This is a genomic window from Pseudomonas sp. R5-89-07, from assembly GCF_003851685.1.
Taxonomy (GTDB): Bacteria; Pseudomonadota; Gammaproteobacteria; order Pseudomonadales; family Pseudomonadaceae; genus Aquipseudomonas.
Genome location: NZ_CP027727.1, coordinates 5,838,167 through 5,855,315 on the forward strand (window position 1 = coordinate 5,838,167; position 17,149 = coordinate 5,855,315).

Consider the following 17,149-nt stretch of genomic DNA (forward strand, 5'->3'; position numbering starts at 1 on the left):
CAAACTTTTTGTCCCTCTCGCAACCCGTCCGTGGAGCTGCTTTGGTGGTAACTGAAATCGCTTCCCGCGACCGTCTGCAACCGTCCTTGCTGGACCGGTTGACCGACGATGACCCAACCAATCCCAAGGAAAGCGCCGACAAACGCGTGCTGTCCCTGACCCAATTGAAAGCCTCGGTATTGCGCGACCTGGCGTGGCTGCTCAACACCACGTCGTTGCTCGATGCCGATGCCACGCTGCACACCCCGGCCGGTACCTCGGTGGTCAATTACGGCCTGCCGGCGCTGGCGGGCAACAGTGTTTCCAGCGTCGACATCAAGGCCCTGGAAGCCCTGATCTACCAGGCCATCGCAACGTTCGAGCCGCGCATCCTGCGCCACACGCTGCGCGTCAAGGCCCGCGTCGGCCAGGGTGAAATGAACCACAACGCCCTGAGTTTCGAGATCGAAGGTGACCTGTGGGCCCAGCCGGTACCGTTGCGCCTGCTGCTGCAAACCGACCTGGACCTTGAGTCCGGCCATGTGCGCGTGGTGAACGCAGACCAACGGAGGCGCCCATGAACCCGCGCCTGCTGGAGCTGTATAACCAGGAACTGCACCATGTGCGCGAAAGCGCCGCCGAGTTCGCCAAGGAATACCCGAAGATCGCCAGTCGGCTGACCCTGTCCGGTATGGACTGCGCCGACCCGTACGTCGAACGCCTGCTCGAAGGCTTTGCCTACCTCACCGCCCGCGTGCAGTTGAAGCTCGACGCCGAGTACCCGACCTTCACCCACAACCTGCTGGAAATCGCCTACCCGCATTACCTGGCGCCCACCCCGTCGATGACCGTGGTGCAACTGCAGACCGACCCCGACGAAGGCTCTCTGGCCAGCGGTTTCCGCCTGCCCCGCGACACAGTGCTGCGCGCGGCCCTGGGCCGTGAAACCCAGACCTGCTGCGAGTACCGCACCGCGCACCCGGTGACGCTGTGGCCGCTGCAGGTAAGCAATGCCGAGTACTTCGGCAACCCTGCCGCCGTGCTCGGTCGCCTGGCCGCCAGCGAACCGAAAGCCAAGGCCGGCTTGCGCCTGACCCTGCGCACCGGCGCCGAATTGCCCTTCAACAGCCTCGACCTGGATAACCTGCCGCTGTACCTCAGCGGCGCCGATGAGCAACCGTTCCGCCTCTACGAACAATTGCTGGGCAACGCCTGCGCGGTATTCGCGCGCAAGCCGGGGGGCGACTGGGTTGAGCGCTTGCCTCACGACGCGTTGCGCTCTCGCGGTTTTGACGATGCCGACGCGGCCATGCCGGTGGTCGCGCGTGCCTTCCAGGGCTATCGGTTGCTGCAGGAATACTTCGCCCTGCCCCACCGCTTCCTGTTCGTCGAATTCGCCGAACTGAGTCGTGCGGTCAAGCGCTGCGACGGCCAGGAACTGGAGCTGATCGTGCTGTTCGACCGCCACGAGCCGAGCCTGGAAGGCAGCGTCGGCGCGGCGCAGTTTCTGCCGTTCTGCACGCCGGCGATCAACCTGTTCCCCAAACGCGTGGACCGCATCCACCTGTCCGACCGGGTCAACGAACACCATGTGATCGCTGACCGCACACGGCCGATGGATTTCGAGATTCACTCGTTGAGCGGCATCACCGGCCATGGCACCGGGCCGGAGCAGCCGTTCCTGCCGTTTTACGCCGTGCGTGACCCCTCTCGCTATGGGCGCGACCAAGCGTACTACACCGTGCGCCGCGAACCGCGGGTGCTGTCCAGCGACCAGCGCCGTAACGGCCCGCGCTCCACCTACGTGGGCAGCGAAACCTTCGTCAGCCTGGTGGACAGCCGACAGGCGCCATACCGCCATGATCTGCGCCAGTTGGGCGTCACAGCGCTGTGCACCAACCGCGACCTGCCGCTGTTCATGAGCGTGGGCAACGGCAAGACCGACTTCACCCTGGCCGACAGCGCCCCGGTGCTCTCGGTGCGCTGCGTCGCAGGCCCCAGCCGCCCGCGCGCCAGCCATGCCCACGACGCCAAGGCCTGGCGCCTGATCAGCCAGTTGTCACTCAATTACCTGTCGCTGAGCGAACAGGGCCAGGGCGCGGGCGCCTTGCGTGAACTGTTGCGCCTGTATGGCGACAGCAACGACGCCGCCCTGCAATTGCAGATCGAAGGCTTGCGTGAAGTCAGCAGCAAAGCGGTGACCCGGCGCCTGCCGATGCCCGGCCCGATTGTGTTTGGCCGCGGCCTGGAAATTACCCTGGAGTTCGATGAAAACGCGTTTCGCGGCACCGGCGTGTTCCTGCTCGGTGCGGTGCTGGAACGCTTCCTGGCACGCTACGTGTCGATCAACAGCTTTACCGAGACGGTGATCCGTACCACCGAACGCGGCGAGATCATGCGATGGAAAGCCAAGCCCGGACGGCGTCCGACCCTGTGAGTACCCTGGACGCGATGCACCAGGAGCCCTGGGAATATGACTTCTTCCAGGCGCTGCGGCGTATCGAGTGCGAATCGCCGGACCTGCCGCGGCTGGGCCATTCCCTGCGCCTGGCCGATGACCCGCTGCGCCTGGGGCAGCAGGCCGATTGCACCTTCGCCCCGGCCACACTGGCCTCAGTCGACCCCGGTGGCGAGGGTAAACCGGCGCGTCTGGAGCAGTTCTTCTTCGGCCTCGGCGGCCCCAACGGCCCGCTGCCGCTGCATATCACCGAGTACGTGCGCGAGCGCCAGCGCAACAACGCCGACAGCACCAGCAAGCAGTTCCTGGATGTGTTTCACCATCGCCTGCTGACCCTGTTCTACCGTGCCTGGGCCGAGGCGCGGCCAACGGTCAGCCATGACCGCCCGGACGATGACTACTGGTCCGCACGCCTCGCCGCCTTGAGCGGCCGCGGCATGCCGAGCCTGCTCAACCAGGGGCTAATCCCGGATACGGCGAAGCTGCATTACAGCGGCCACTTGTCGGCGCAAACCCGTTACCCGGATGGTTTGAAAGCCATCCTCAGCGAGTACTTCGGCTTGCCGGTGGCGATCGAAGAATACGTCGGCCAATGGCTGGAACTGCCCGAACGCAGCCGCGTCGGCGTGAGCGCCAACCGGCTGGGCGTGGATTTCTGCCTGGGCAGCCATGTGTGGGACCGCCAGCACAAGTTCCGTATTCGCCTGGGGCCGCTGAAACTCGACGACTACATGGGCATGCTGCCCGGCCAGCAGCCGTTCAACGAACTGGTGGCCTGGGTCGCCGAGTACCTGGGCCATGAACTGGACTGGGACCTGAACCTGGTTCTGCAACAACCCGAAGTTCCGGCGCTGCAACTCAACGGCCAGTTCCGCCTGGGCTTCAATACCTGGCTCGGCCAACCTGCGCATGACGCCAACGACCTAATCCTGGCGCGGCATTACGCCGATCACGCCACCACCTCAAGGAATCCAGAGCATGGGTGAAATCAGTCGCGCCGCACTGTTCGGCAAACTCAACAGCGTGGCCTACAAGGCCATAGAAGCCGCCACCGTGTTCTGCAAACTGCGGGGCAACCCGTATGTGGAACTGGCCCACTGGTTTCACCAGTTGCTGCAACTGCAGGACTCGGACCTGCACCGCATCATCCGCCAGTTCAACGTCGAACCGGCGCGCCTGGCGCGTGACCTCACCGAAGCCCTGGACCGCCTGCCGCGCGGCTCGACCTCGATCACCGACCTGTCATCCCATGTGGAAGAAGCGGTGGAGCGCGGTTGGGTGTACGGCAGCTTGATGTTCGGCGAAAGCCAGGTGCGCACCGGTTACCTGGTGCTGGGCATCCTCAAAACGCCGAGCCTGCGCCACGCGTTACTGGGCTTGTCGTCCGAGTTCGACAAGATCAAGCCCGAGGCCCTGAGCGAGCGCTTTGATGAATACGTGGGCGACTCGCCCGAGAACGCCCTCAGCGCCAGCGATGGGTTCAATGCCGGGGTGCCCGGCGAAGCCAGCGGCGCCATGGCCCCCAGCGCAATGGGCAAGCAGGAAGCGCTCAAGCGGTTTACCGTCGACCTGACCGAACAGGCGCGCAGCGGCAAGCTCGACCCTATCGTGGGCCGTGATGAAGAGATTCGCCAACTGGTGGATATCCTCATGCGTCGTCGCCAGAACAACCCGATCCTCACCGGCGAAGCCGGGGTGGGCAAGACGGCCGTGGTCGAGGGCTTTGCCCTGCGCATCGTCGCCGGCGATGTACCGCCTGCGCTCAAGGACGTTGAGCTGCGCAGCCTCGACGTGGGCCTGCTGCAAGCCGGCGCGAGCATGAAGGGCGAGTTCGAACAGCGCCTGCGCCAGGTCATCGAAGACGTGCAGGCCTCGCCCAAGCCGATCATCCTGTTTATCGACGAAGCTCACACCCTGGTCGGTGCCGGCGGCGCGGCCGGCACGGGCGACGCGGCCAACCTGCTCAAGCCTGCCCTGGCCCGTGGCACCTTGCGTACCGTGGCCGCGACGACCTGGGCCGAGTACAAGAAGCACATCGAAAAAGACCCGGCCCTGACCCGCCGCTTCCAGGTGGTGCAAGTCGCCGAGCCGTCGGAAGACAAGGCGCTGCTGATGATGCGCGGCGTGGCCTCGACCATGGAGAAACACCACCAGGTGCAGGTGCTCGATGAAGCGCTGGAAGCTTCGGTGAAGCTGTCCCACCGCTACATTCCGGCGCGTCAGTTGCCGGACAAATCCGTGAGCCTGCTGGACACCGCCTGCGCCCGCGTCGCGATCAGCCTGCACGCCGTGCCGGCCGAAGTCGACGACAGCCGCCGCCGTATCGAAGCGCTGGAAACCGAGCTGCAGATCATCGCCCGTGAACATGCGATTGGCATTGCCATTGGTGCGCGTCAAACCAACAGCGAAGCCTTGTTGAGCGCCGAGCGTGAGCGCCTGGCCACCTTGGAAAGCCGTTGGGCCGAGGAGAAAACGCTGGTGGATGAGTTGCTCGCCACCCGCGCGACGCTGCGTGAAAAGGTCGGCGAAGTCGACAGCGGCAACGATCAATTGCGCGCCCAGCTGGTGGACCTGCAACAACGCCTCAGCGCCCTGCAAGGCGAGACCCCGTTGATCCTGCCTACCGTGGATTACCAGGCCGTGGCGTCGGTCGTCGCGGACTGGACCGGTATCCCGGTGGGCCGCATGGCGCGCAACGAACTGGAAACGGTGCTCAACCTCGACCAGCACTTGAAAAAACGCATCATCGGCCAGGACCATGCCCTGCAGATGATCGCCAAGCGCATCCAGACTTCGCGCGCCGGCCTCGACAACCCGAGCAAGCCGATTGGCGTATTCATGCTCGCCGGCACCTCGGGTGTGGGCAAGACCGAGACTGCCCTGGCCCTGGCCGAAGCCATGTATGGCGGCGAGCAGAACGTGATCACCATCAACATGAGCGAATTCCAGGAAGCCCACACCGTGTCGACCCTCAAGGGCGCACCACCGGGCTATATCGGTTATGGCGAAGGCGGCGTGCTGACAGAAGCGGTGCGGCGCAAGCCCTACAGCGTGGTACTGCTGGACGAGGTGGAAAAAGCCCACCCGGACGTGCATGAAATATTCTTCCAGGTATTCGACAAAGGCGTCATGGAAGATGGCGAAGGCCGCGTGATCGACTTCAAGAACACGCTGATCCTGCTGACCACCAATGCCGGCACCGAGCTGATTTCCCAGGTGTGCAAGGACCCGGCGAACATCCCCGAGCCGGAGGAAATTGCCAAGGCCCTGCGCCAGCCACTGCTGGAAATCTTCCCACCCGCGCTGCTCGGCCGTCTGGTGACGATCCCGTACTACCCGCTGAGCGACGAGATGCTCAAGGCAATCACCCGCCTGCAGCTGGGCCGCATCAAGAAGCGCGTGGAGAATACCCACAAGGTTGCCTTCGACTACGACGACGCGGTGGTCGATCTGATCGTCTCGCGTTGCACCGAGACCGAAAGCGGCGGGCGCATGATCGACACCATCCTCACCAACAGCCTGCTGCCGGACATGAGCCGTGAATTCCTCACGCGCATGCTCGAAGGCAAGGCGCTGGCGGGGGTGCGCATCAGCAGCCGGGATAACGAATTGCACTACGACTTCAGCGATTAACCTGACGCAATGCTGTTCAAAATGTGGGAGGGGGCTTGCCCCCGATGGCGGTGGGTCAGCCAGAAATTTCTAACCTGATACACCGCTATCGGGGGCAAGCTCCCTCCCACAGTGGATTCGGTTTCTTCAGTTATTAAGATGTCTACGGGACTACCGATGCTATTCAACCAAGCCTCACGCCTGGCCAAGATCACCAGCCCCCTCGGGCCGGATGTGCTGTTGCTCAATGAAATGGGCGGCGGTGAAGAGCTGGGCAGGCTGTTCAACTATGAGCTGCAACTGACGTCCCTGGACGCCAACATCGACCTCAACCAACTGCTGGGCAAGCCGATGAGCGTGGGCCTGCAACTGGCGGACGGTGGCGAGCGGCACTTCCATGGCATCGTCGCGCGCTGCAGCCAGAACATCGACCAGGGCCAGTTCGCCAGTTACCAAGTGACGCTGCGCCCCTGGCTGTGGCTGCTCAGCCGCACCTCCGATTGCCGGATTTTCCAGAACCTGAGCATCCCGCAGATCATCAAGCAGGTGTTTCGCGACCTGGGTTTTTCCGACTTCGAAGACGCCCTGAGCCGGCCGTATCGCGAGTGGGAATACTGCGTGCAGTACCGCGAGACCAGCTTCGATTTCGTCAGCCGCTTGATGGAACAGGAAGGCATCTACTACTTCTTCCGTCACGAGCAGGACCGCCATGTGCTGGTGCTGGCCGACGCTTATGGCGCCCACACTACCGTGCCCGGCTATGGGTCGATCCCGTATTACCCCAAGGACGAGCAGCAGCGCGAACGCGACCATATGCACAACTGGCACCTGGCGCAGGAGGTGCAGCCGGGTTCGCTGGAGCTCAACGACTACGACTTCCAGCGCCCCAGCGCCAGCATCGATGTGCGCTCGGCGATGCCGCGCCCGCACACCGCCGGTGACTACCCGCTGTACGACTATCCGGGCACCTACGTGCAAAGCGCCGACGGCGAACACTACGCGCGCACCCGCATCGAAGCCCTGCAAACCCTGCACGAACAGATCGAGTTCGCCGGCAATGCCCGCGGCCTGGGTTCGGGCCACCTGTTCAGCCTCACCGGTTTCAGCCGCCAGGATCAGAACCGCGAATACCTGATCGTCGGCTGTCGCTACTACATCGTGCAGGAAAGCCTGGAGAGCGGCGGCGGCGCGGGCGGCGCGCAGTTCGAAAGCAGCCTCACCTGCATCGACGCCCAGCAAAGCTTCCGCCCGCTGGCCAGCACCCACCGCCCCATCGTCAAAGGCCCGCAGACCGCCCTGGTGGTGGGCCCCAAAGGCGAAGAGATCTGGACCGACCAGTACGGCCGCGTGAAGGTGCACTTCTACTGGGACCGCCACGACCAGTCCAACGAGAACAGCTCCTGCTGGATTCGCGTGTCGCAATCCTGGGCCGGCAAGAACTGGGGGTCGATGCAGATTCCACGGATCGGCCAGGAAGTGATCGTCAGCTTCCTCGAAGGCGACCCGGACCGGCCGATCATCACCGGGCGGGTGTACAACGCCGAGCAGACCGTGCCTTACGACCTTCCGGAAAACGCCACCCAGAGCGGCATGAAAAGCCGCTCCAGCAAAGGCGGCACGCCGGCCAACTTCAATGAAATCCGCATGGAGGACAAGAAGGGGCTGGAGCAGTTGTATATCCATGCCGAGCGTAATCAGGACATCGTGGTGGAGGTGGATGAAAGCCATTCGGTGGGGCATGACCGTAATAAAAGCATTGGGCATAACGAGACGGTGACCATCGGCAATAACCGTCTGCGCATCGTCAAGCAGGAAGACATCCTCTCGGTGGGCCAGCGCAAGACCGACAGCATCAGCCAAAGCTACGTGATCGAAGTGGGCGAAAACCTGCGCCTGGTCTGCGGCAAAAGCATCCTGGAGCTGAACGCCAGCGGGCAGATCAACCTGACCGGTGTGCAGATCAGTATCTACGCCAGCGGTGATGCCGAGTTCAATACCGGCGGCGTGCTGCACCTGAACAACGGCGGCGGCGCGGGCGCCACGCCTGATGGCCAGGGCGTGAAAGCCAGCATCGATGCCAATATCAAAGCCGCGTTCCCCACGCCTAAAAGTTCCTGACGAGACCTGTTTCCATGACGTATCGAATCAATGAATTCCAGTTCCAGTTGCCTGCCGGCGAGCTGCAGGATGCGACGATCAACATCCTCAAGTTTCCCGAACTGGGCACCTCGCTGATCGTCAGCCGCAGCTTGCTCGCCGAAGGCGAAACCCTGCACAGCAACTTCAACGACCAACTCCAGCGCCTGGAAAAACAGGTACAGGACCTGCGTTATCAACCCGGCGTCGATGTGCGCCTGGGTACGAATCAAGAGGTGGAAGGCATTGAGCTGCGCAGCCAGTTCAACAAGGGTAATGACAAGGTGTTCCAGTATCAGTTGGCGTTGGTGATTCCGGGCACGCGCAAGATGCTTGCGTTGAGTTATGTGAAGGCGGATGCGCTGGGTGATGCCGAAGCGGCGCATTGGGCATTGATCAAGAATTCCCTGTCGTTCGACGCTGTTTCCTGATGAGCGGCCTGCATGTCTGACCCGTTATGGGCGGCCCGGATGGGCGATGCGCTGGCCCACACTTCGATGATGGCCGATATTCTCGGCGGCGTGCTGGAGGTGGCGGCGAATATCGCGATCACCGCCGTGGCGACGTTTGCCGTGGTCGCGGCTACCGGCATTACCGTCGCTACCGGCGGGTTGGGATGCATCCTGCTGGGCGCGGTGGTGGGCACGATAGTCGGCCTTCTCATGAGCAAGAGCGGGGCGGATAAAGGGCTGACCAAATTATGCGATGCCTTCAGCAATGCCCTGTTCCCCCCCACGGTGCAAGCAAACATTCTCACCGGCTCCACAAACACGCTCACCAACAACATTCCCGCCGCCCGCGCCGCCGGGGCGATCAGCTCCCACGTTGCACCAGCGGGTACCGAGCTGAAAGCCCCCGAGCCGGAACCCGAAGCCAGCTACCTGGACATGGCCGAAAGCTTCTTCTCGCAGATGTGGCGCCCGACCGTCGCCACACCTGCGCCCGGCGCCGTGCCCAAGCCACTGGACCTGGTCGTGTGCATGAAGCACCCGCCGATGCCGCCGCAGTTTCTGGCCGAGGGCTCGGACAAGGTCACGATCAACGGCCAGCCGGCGGTGCGCAGCGGAGATCGCAGCACGTGTGATGCGACCGTGGTGTCATCCGGGCTGATTTCCTCCGATGTGACCATCGGCGGCGGCACAGTGGTGGTGCGCGAGATTCGCAGCGGCAAGACGCCGGGGGTGGGGCTGGCGGTCACGGCGCTGCTGATGCTCAAGGGCGGCAAGGGCAAGTTCTTCAGCAAGCTGCCGTGCATGCTGATCGGCGGCGCCACCTCGATGGCCGTCAGCAGTGCGATGGGCGCGCTGGCCAATGCGGCAACGGGCTCGTCGAACCCGGTGCATGCCGCGACTGGCGCCAAAGTGCTGGGCGGCGATGAAGAGCTGGATTTCGCACTGCCCGGCATCTTGCCGATTGACTGGCAACGCGTCTACAACAGCCGTGACGAGCGTACCGGTAGCCTGTTCGGCACGGGCTGGAGCGTGGCGTATGAAGTGTGCGTCGAAGTGCGTCCTCACCCCGAAGGCGGCGAAACGCTGGTGTACACCGACGAGCAGGGGCGCCCTATCGACATGGGTTCCATCCCGCTGGGTGGTGCGGTGTACAGCGCCGGTGAAGGCCTTGCCGTACGGCGACACCTCAACGGGCAGTTGTTGATCGAAAGTGATAACGGCCTGTACCGCTTGTTCGAACCCACGCCGACCAATGCTGCGCTGCTGCGCCTGGTTCAGCTGGGTGATCGCAACGACAACCGTATTCATGTCGACTATGACCAGGCCGGACGCCTGCTGCGGCTGCGCGATACGTTTGACCTGGTGCAGGTTGAGCTGATCCGCGACCTCGATGTCTTGACCCGGATCGAACGCCTGTACCCCGATCAACGCCGCGAAGTGCTGGTCAGCTATGAGTATGACGTGGCCGGTCAGTTGGCTCTGGTTCGCGATGCCACCGGGCAGGTTCAACGGCGCTTCACCTACGATGCCGGACGCCGGATGGTGGAGCATCAGTTACCCACTGGATTGCGCTGTTTCTATGAGTGGGCTCTGGTAGAGGGCCTGGAATGGCGAGTCGTCCGCCACTGGACCGACGAGGGCGACACGTATCAGTTCGACTATGACCTGCAGGCCGGCCTCACCCGCATCACCGACGGTTTGCAGCGCGTCAGTACCCGCCTGTGGAACACCCAGCACCAAATCATTCGCTACAGCGACAACCTCGGCCAGACCTGGCTTTTCGACTGGAGCGACGAACGCCAATTGCTCAGCGCCACCGACCCGTTGGGAGGCCGCTACGAATACAGCTACGACGAGTCCGGCAACCTTATCGGTGAAACCGACCCACTGGGCCGCAGCGACTCGACGTTGTGGCTGGAGCATTGGGCGCTACCGCTGGTGGAAACCGACGCCGCCGGCAACAGCTGGCAGTACCGCTACGACCAACGCGGCAACTGCATCGCCGAAACCGATCCGCTGGGCTACGTCACCCGTTATGGCTATGACACCCACGGGCAGGTCGTGGAAATCATCGACGCTACCGGCAAGAGCAAAAAGCTGCGCTGGAACCCGTTCGGGCAATTGGTTGAGCATATCGACTGCTCAGGTTATCCAACACGGTTCAGCTACGACGAACGCGGCTTTTTGCAGGCCATCACCGACGCCCTCGGCGAGCGCACTCAATTTCGCTATGACGCCCAGGGCCGTTTGCTCAGCAGCCAGTTGCCGGATGGTCGTACCGAACAGTTCCAACGCGACATCAACGGCCAACTGGTGGGCTACACCGACCCCGCCGGGCACACCACGCTCTACCAGCACAACCGGCGTGGCCAGGTCAGCCAGCGCACCGACGCCCATGGCCGACAGGTGCAGTTTGGCTATGACAGCTACGGGCGCCTGCAAGCGCTGGTCAACGAGAACGGCGAACGTTATCGGTTTGCCTGGGATGCCGGGGATCGGTTGGCTGAGCAGCAAGACCTCGATGGCAGTGCCAAACGCTACGATTACGACCGGCTGGACAACATCACCACCGTGACCGCCATCCCGGCACCGTTTGGCAATGGACTGGCGATTGTTCCCGAAACACCGCCCGCGCCCATCGTGCATAGGCTGGCGCGCGATGCGGTCGGCCGACTCATTGCTAAAACCACCGACGAGGGTCGTACCGACTACAGCTACGATGAAGTGGATCAGCTGACGGCCGTCACCTTCACCGACCTGCAAGGCAATACCCAAGCCTTGGGGTTCAGTTACGATCCGCTCGGTCAGTTGCTTGTCGAACAGAGCTCGGCGGGTAGCCTGCAACACCACTACGACGAACTCGGCAACCTGATCCAGACCCAACTGCCGGACGGCCGTTGGCTCAACCGCCTGTACTACGGCAGCGGCCACCTGCACCAGATCAACCTTGATGGCCAAGTGATCAGCGACTTCGAACGCGACCGCCTGCATCGCGAAGTCCTGCGCACCCAAGGCCAACTCAGCACCCGCAGCGATTACGACCGCAGCGGCCGACTGCGCTCACGCCAGCGCCGCCTGGCAAGTCAGCCCTCGTTGATGCCAGCCGTCGCGCAAAAGCAGTTCGAGTACGACCCCGCCGACAACCTGATCGGCAAACTCGACCAACAGCCCGCCGCACAGCACCGCCAGCTGCTGCATTACGACGCCACCGGCCGCATCATCGCCAGCCAGGACAGCCTGCATGGCCAGCGCGAAACCTTCGCCTACGACGCTGCCGCCAACTTGCTCGACGGGCCGCAGGCCGGTGCCGGGTTGGTGGTGCACAACAAGCTGCTGACGTATCAGGACAAGCGTTATCGGTACGACGCGTTTGGGCGGATGATTGAAAAACGCAGCGCTAAACGGGGTGTGCAGCGGTTTGCGTATGACGCTGAAAGCCGACTGATTGAAGTGCGTAATGACGATGGCAGCGTGGTCAGGATGACTTATGACCCGCTGGGGCGCAGGGTTGAGAAAACCGAGCTTGGCAGCGATGGTTATCCGCTGGGGGAAACACGGTTTACCTGGGATGGCTTGCGGTTATTGCAGGAGCATAAGCACAGTCAGACGAGTCTTTATATTTATCAGGACGAAGGCTACGAGCCCCTAGCCCGCGTCGACGGAAGCGGGCCGCTGCAGAAAATTCGTTACTACCACAATGATCTGAATGGGCTGCCGGAACAGTTGACCGAAGCAGACGGACACAACGTCTGGCGGGCGACCTATCGGGTGTGGGGTAATACGCTGGAAGAGGTGCGCGAGCCTTATTACATTGAAGAGCAGAATTTGCGGTTCCAGGGGCAGTACCTGGACCGGGAGACGGGGCTGCATTTCAATACGTTCAGGTTTTATGATCCGGATGTGGGGCGGTTTACGACGCCGGATCCGATTGGCCTCCAAGGTGGCTTGAACCTCTACCTGTATGGGGAAAATCCATTCACTAGCCTGGATCCATTGGGCTGGGCGCCTACTCCCCTGAACAAGCCAGGATTTTATGTATATGGACTCTACGCACCCAATGCCAAAACCCCATACTACATTGGCCATACGGAGCAGATTCCCTCAGTACGTGAAGGTCAGCATGCCAGGACTACCCGTTTGGGAAATGGGGAGTTGAGAGTGTTGAAGGGCCAGGACGGAAAGATGACTTACTCTCAGGCCAAAGGCTATGAACAGGCCTATCGGGAAAAATACAAGACCAAGGGAAAATTTCCAAACAACGTCATCGAACCGATCAATAAGAGCCGCACCGACTCACGGGGTAAGGCTCATTATAAAAATTACCGGGCTGCGGCCAAGGCGCTGGGCATTAAACCAAGCAAGGTTAAATCCTGTACATAGAGAAGAGACCGCTGCATGAAAACACTTACAGCACCCAAGCCAGGCGATCTTTTTTATATCCCGGCCGTCAATGCTTCAGATGAACCAGGGTTTGTGATCGCTCGTTACATCGAACTCATTCCTCCGGCGCTTGGGCATTTAATCGAGGTTTTTGCGAAATTCTATACACAAATACCCGCATCGATTACCGACATAGACACTTCAAAACGCCTATTCCGCCCAATTTTTTGCAGCATGCGCTTTTCAGGCATTCCTCGCTGGAAGATTCTTTTCAGCGATCCAAATTACCAAAAAGCGACCTCCAGATATGACGAGATTCAATTTGCGTTTGATTCTGAAATTTGGACGGGAGGGGTCAGCAAGCCCGCGAGCGAACGGCAGTTAGTCAACATCGAACCATCCATTTGCTGGCGTATGGAACACATCATTTTCAGGGTGATTGCCCATCTTCGTGGCGCGCTGGCAGAGAATGAGCCGATGGATTATGAGCGCTTGCCTCCCGATTTGCGCGTAGACAGCACCGTTGCATCGGAACGAGTAAACAAGGCCATCATCAGCGCACAGGCCTTATTCAACGCCCACTAAAAATGGGCACCCAACCCAGTTGGCGTGCCCACTTTTCATACCATCCCGCCTCCCTTCAGGCGGTACCGCTCTTTACGGGTTGACGCTGTCTTTGAGCGACTTGCCCGGTTTGAACGCTACGGTGTTGCTCGCCTTGATCTTCACAGGCTCGCCGGTTTGCGGGTTTTTGCCGGTGCGGGCGCCGCGGTGGCGTTGCAGGAAAGTGCCGAAACCGACCAGGGTGACGCTGTCCTTGCGGTGCAGGGCGCCGGTGATTTCTTCGAGAACGGCGTTGAGAACGCGGTTGGCCTGTTCTTTGGTGAGATCGGCTTTTTCAGCGATGGCGGCGGCGAGATCTGGTTTACGCATGTGTGAAGCCTCTTTGACGGTTTTTTGTTGTTATGTCCGTGCTGCTCTCTGGTGGAGCAGCGCCAAGGCGCCGCAGGCTCTACTCTGCGGCAGACGGGAGTGAGGATGGCATGCCCTCGCACGCTCCGCCAGTCTCGCCGCGACCTTTATACGGGTAAGAAGGGGCTTATTCCGACAGAACGACCGGCATTTACGCCAGCAGTGGCGGAAGTTCCTTGTTCAATGCCAGTTTTTCCATGACGGCGGTACCGGTCAGCGCGTAGCCCAGCAGGCGACCGCTGGCGTCCCGGCACAGGGCCTTGATGTCGGCACCCTCGCCTTCCACACTCCACACGCCTTCGCTGCCGCGTGGAGGCGGTGAAACCACCAGCGGGCAGACCGGGGTTTTCACGGTGATCGGCATTGGTCCGTAGCTGACGGCCGTGGCGTTGCCGGCCAGGGTCTGGGCCAAGGCGCGGGCGCAGCTCATCAAGGGCATGACGTACAGCAGGTTCAAGCCGTCGACCTCGGCGCAGTCGCCCAGGGCGTAGATATTGGCATGGGAGGTCTTGAGGTGACGGTCCACCATGATGCCGCGGTTGACTTGCAGGCCGGCCGCCGCCGCCAAGTCTATGCGCGGGCGCAGGCCGATGGCGGAAACCACCAGGTCACACTGGATCACTTCACCGTCGGACAGATGGGCTTCGAGGCCATCAGCGCTGCGCTGCAGGCGGTTGAGCACCGGCCCCAGGTGGAAACGCGCACCCAGCCCCTGCAGCCCGGCTTGCACCGCAGCCGCAGCCGACGGGTGCAGCAGGGTCGGCATGACTTGCTCACACGGCGCGACCAGGTCGACCTCATAACCACCCAGGATCAGGTCGTTGGCAAATTCGCAGCCGATCAGGCCGGCGCCCAGCACCAGTACGCGGCGTTTGCCGGCAGCCGCGGCGCGGAAGCGGGCGTAGTCTTCCAGATCGTTGATCGGGAAAACCAACTCGGCGCCATCGCCCTCTACCGGTACACGGACGGTCTCTGCGCCCCACGCCAGGATCAGGTCACGGTAAACCACCGCTTCCTCGCCGATCCACAGGCGCTTGTGGCCTGGATCGATGCCGCTGATACGTGTGTGGGTGCGTACTTGCGCCTTGAGTTGCTCGGCCATGGCACCAGGTTCAGCCATGCTCAGGGCGTCGGCCTCCTTGTTCTTGCCAAAACCGGTGGAGAGCATGGGCTTGGAGTAGGAGCGCCCGTCATCCGCGGTGATCAGCAGCAATGGGGTGTCGCTGTCGAGCTTGCGAAACTCCCGGGCTACGTTGTAACCGGCCAATCCTGTGCCGATGATCACGACAGGTGCGTTCATTCCTTTCTCCTTGTAGTACGTTTCGTAAACTTCAAATTAGCCGATTTCGATCATTTCGAAATCCATTTTGCCCACGCCGCAGTCCGGGCACAGCCAGTCTTCGGGGACATCTTCCCAACGGGTGCCGGGCACAATTCCGTCATCCGGCCAGCCATCCGCTTCGTTGTAGATCAGGCCACAGACGATACATTGCCACTTCTTCATTACGTGCTTCCTCAGGGTCCAGGCATCTTGGCCGACGGTCGATAACCTGCGCTGCCGCTCGGCTCAGGGCGTTTTGTACTGATCGCAGCCGGCAGATGCAAGCACGATCGACGTCAACAGCGGGTTCAGCCCGGCAAAAGTTCAGGACGCCATGGTAAGCTCGCCGCCTCTTTTGCTGCCAATATTGACTCGCCGTGCCGCACTCAATCGCCTCCTCCGCTGCTTGCCAATGGCTGCCCCAGAGCCTTCTAAGCCCAATGCCTGCGCCCTTGACCCTCGATTGGCTGTTCGATGAGGGCTCGCTGACGCGGCGGCTGACCGGGCTGTCCAACGATGGCTTCAGCGTGACGCCGCTGCTCGAGGGCTGGCAACCGTTGCGTGACGATGAATGTGCAGCGCTGGGCCTGCCCCCGGCAACCATCGGCTGGGTGCGCGAGGTGTATCTGCGCGGGCATGACCAGCCTTGGGTATTTGCCCGCAGCGTCGCGTCACGAAGCGCCTTGCAGGGCGACGGCTTGCATATGGATGAGCTGGGCAGCCGATCGCTGGGCGAGTTGTTGTTCTGCGACCACGCCTTCAAACGTCAGCCGATCGAAGTGTGCCATTACCCAGGGCAATGGCTGCCCACGGCGGATCAGGCCGACGGGCTGTGGGCGCGCCGCTCGCGCTTCGACCGCGGATCGCTGAGCGTGCTGGTGGCGGAAGTCTTCCTGCCGAGTTTCTGGCACGCGCTGCATGACCATCCGGAGAACCGCTGATGTACCAACGTGTGCTCAAATCCTTGAATCGCCTGAACCCCAGGGCCTGGGATTTCATTCAATTGACGCGCATGGACAAGCCCATCGGCATCTACCTGCTGCTGTGGCCGACGCTGTGGGCGCTGTGGATCGCCGGCAAGGGTTCGCCGTCGCTGCTCAATATCGTGATTTTCGTGCTGGGTGTGGTGCTGACCCGTGCCGGTGGATGCGTGATCAATGACTGGGCCGACCGCAAGGTCGACGGCCATGTGAAGCGCACCGAGCAGCGTCCGCTGGTCAGCGGCAAGATCAGTTCGAAAGAGGCGCTGGTGTTTTTCGCGCTGCTGATGGGCATCAGCTTCCTGCTGGTGCTGCTGACCAACGCCAGCACCATCCTGCTGTCCCTTGGCGGGCTGGCGCTGGCGGCGAGCTATCCATTCATGAAGCGCTACACCTATTACCCGCAGGTGGTGTTGGGCGCGGCGTTTTCGTGGGGCATGCCGATGGCGTTCACGGCCGAGACGGGCCATCTGCCGGCGGAGGCGTGGCTGCTGTACATCGCCAACCTGTTATGGACGGTGGGTTACGACACCTACTACGCGATGACCGACCGCGACGACGACCTGAAGATTGGGGTGAAATCCACCGCGATCCTGTTCGGTGATGCTGACCGGGTGATCATCCTCACCCTGCAGGGCCTGGCGCTGGTGTGTCTGTTGCTCGCCGGGGCACGGTTCGAGCTGGGCGGCTGGTTCCACCTCGGGTTGCTGGCGGCAGCGGGCTGTTTTGCCTGGGAGTTCTGGTATACCCGTGACAGGGACCGCATGAAGTGCTTCAAGGCGTTTTTACACAACCATTGGGCGGGGTTGGCGATTTTTGTGGGGATTGTGGCTGACTACGGATTGCGATGAGAGGGCTG

At 62.0% G+C, this 17,149-nt stretch carries 13 protein-coding genes; 10 read left to right on the forward strand and 3 right to left on the reverse strand.

The window, feature by feature from the left end:
- The first annotated feature begins 44 nt into the window (after positions 1-44).
- The 8 genes from tssE (at position 45) to C4J94_RS26880 (ending at position 13,602) form a co-directional block, all read left to right on the forward strand.
- A complete protein-coding gene (gene tssE / locus C4J94_RS26845; protein ID WP_042945974.1) occupies positions 45-560 on the forward strand; it encodes a type VI secretion system baseplate subunit TssE in 516 nt (171 codons plus the stop codon).
- Entirely contained in the window at positions 557-2,416 is a 1,860-nt protein-coding gene (gene tssF / locus C4J94_RS26850) for a type VI secretion system baseplate subunit TssF (RefSeq protein WP_124388788.1), read from the forward strand. The genes tssE and tssF overlap by 4 nt, the downstream gene beginning before the upstream one ends.
- Complete coding sequence (gene tssG / locus C4J94_RS26855) at positions 2,380-3,423, forward strand: type VI secretion system baseplate subunit TssG (RefSeq protein WP_124388789.1); 1,044 nt, start codon at positions 2,380-2,382, stop codon at positions 3,421-3,423. The genes tssF and tssG overlap by 37 nt, the downstream gene beginning before the upstream one ends.
- The gene (tssH, locus tag C4J94_RS26860) at positions 3,416-6,070 is read left to right on the forward strand and encodes a type VI secretion system ATPase TssH (RefSeq protein WP_124388790.1); all 2,655 of its coding nucleotides are present in this window, start codon (positions 3,416-3,418) and stop codon (positions 6,068-6,070) included. Before tssG ends, tssH begins: the two co-directional genes overlap by 8 nt.
- Before the next feature lie 156 nt (positions 6,071-6,226).
- Positions 6,227-8,167 (forward strand): type VI secretion system Vgr family protein, encoded by a 1,941-nt coding sequence (locus C4J94_RS26865; RefSeq protein ID WP_124388791.1) that lies wholly within the window; start codon positions 6,227-6,229, stop codon positions 8,165-8,167.
- A 14-nt stretch (positions 8,168-8,181) separates the two neighbouring features.
- Positions 8,182-8,616, forward strand: coding sequence for a DcrB-related protein (locus C4J94_RS26870; protein WP_124388792.1), 435 nt, complete (start codon positions 8,182-8,184; stop codon positions 8,614-8,616).
- A 12-nt stretch (positions 8,617-8,628) separates the two neighbouring features.
- A complete protein-coding gene (locus C4J94_RS26875; RefSeq protein ID WP_124388793.1) occupies positions 8,629-13,017 on the forward strand; it encodes an RHS repeat-associated core domain-containing protein in 4,389 nt (1,462 codons plus the stop codon).
- 15 nt (positions 13,018-13,032) lie between these two features.
- Complete coding sequence (locus C4J94_RS26880) at positions 13,033-13,602, forward strand: Imm26 family immunity protein (RefSeq protein WP_124388794.1); 570 nt, start codon at positions 13,033-13,035, stop codon at positions 13,600-13,602.
- A gap of 72 nt (positions 13,603-13,674) precedes the next feature.
- Here the strand turns inward: C4J94_RS26880 and C4J94_RS26885 are convergent, their stop codons facing one another.
- From C4J94_RS26885 to C4J94_RS26895, 3 genes are all read right to left on the reverse strand, one after another.
- Complete coding sequence (locus C4J94_RS26885; RefSeq protein WP_003195589.1) at positions 13,675-13,950, reverse strand: HU family DNA-binding protein; 276 nt, start codon at positions 13,948-13,950, stop codon at positions 13,675-13,677.
- Between the two features lie 190 nt (positions 13,951-14,140).
- Positions 14,141-15,289, reverse strand: a complete 1,149-nt coding sequence (locus tag C4J94_RS26890) for an NAD(P)/FAD-dependent oxidoreductase (protein ID WP_124388795.1) — start codon at positions 15,287-15,289, stop codon at positions 14,141-14,143.
- Positions 15,290-15,325: 36 nt separating this feature from the next.
- A complete protein-coding gene (locus tag C4J94_RS26895; RefSeq protein ID WP_065953270.1) occupies positions 15,326-15,493 on the reverse strand; it encodes a rubredoxin in 168 nt (55 codons plus the stop codon).
- 194 nt (positions 15,494-15,687) lie between these two features.
- On the opposite strand from C4J94_RS26895, the gene C4J94_RS26900 reads away from it, so the two are divergent.
- Both C4J94_RS26900 and ubiA read left to right on the forward strand, forming a co-directional pair.
- Positions 15,688-16,251, forward strand: coding sequence for a chorismate lyase (locus C4J94_RS26900; protein ID WP_124388796.1), 564 nt, complete (start codon positions 15,688-15,690; stop codon positions 16,249-16,251).
- Positions 16,251-17,141, forward strand: coding sequence for a 4-hydroxybenzoate octaprenyltransferase (ubiA, locus tag C4J94_RS26905; protein WP_124388797.1), 891 nt, complete (start codon positions 16,251-16,253; stop codon positions 17,139-17,141). The genes C4J94_RS26900 and ubiA overlap by 1 nt, the downstream gene beginning before the upstream one ends.
- Positions 17,142-17,149 lie beyond the last annotated feature (8 nt).

Coding starts and splice junctions, on each gene's coding strand:
- tssF (WP_124388788.1), top strand. CDS start 557: ATGAACCCGCGCCTGCTGGAGCTGTATAACCAGGAACTGCACCATGTG.
- tssG (WP_124388789.1), top strand. CDS start 2,380: ATGGAAAGCCAAGCCCGGACGGCGTCCGACCCTGTGAGTACCCTGGAC.
- tssH (WP_124388790.1), top strand. CDS start 3,416: ATGGGTGAAATCAGTCGCGCCGCACTGTTCGGCAAACTCAACAGCGTG.
- C4J94_RS26865 (WP_124388791.1), top strand. CDS start 6,227: ATGCTATTCAACCAAGCCTCACGCCTGGCCAAGATCACCAGCCCCCTC.
- C4J94_RS26870 (WP_124388792.1), top strand. CDS start 8,182: ATGACGTATCGAATCAATGAATTCCAGTTCCAGTTGCCTGCCGGCGAG.
- C4J94_RS26875 (WP_124388793.1), top strand. CDS start 8,629: ATGTCTGACCCGTTATGGGCGGCCCGGATGGGCGATGCGCTGGCCCAC.
- C4J94_RS26880 (WP_124388794.1), top strand. CDS start 13,033: ATGAAAACACTTACAGCACCCAAGCCAGGCGATCTTTTTTATATCCCG.
- C4J94_RS26885 (WP_003195589.1), bottom strand. CDS start 13,950: ATGCGTAAACCAGATCTCGCCGCCGCCATCGCTGAAAAAGCCGATCTC.
- C4J94_RS26890 (WP_124388795.1), bottom strand. CDS start 15,289: ATGAACGCACCTGTCGTGATCATCGGCACAGGATTGGCCGGTTACAAC.
- C4J94_RS26895 (WP_065953270.1), bottom strand. CDS start 15,493: ATGAAGAAGTGGCAATGTATCGTCTGTGGCCTGATCTACAACGAAGCG.
- ubiA (WP_124388797.1), top strand. CDS start 16,251: ATGTACCAACGTGTGCTCAAATCCTTGAATCGCCTGAACCCCAGGGCC.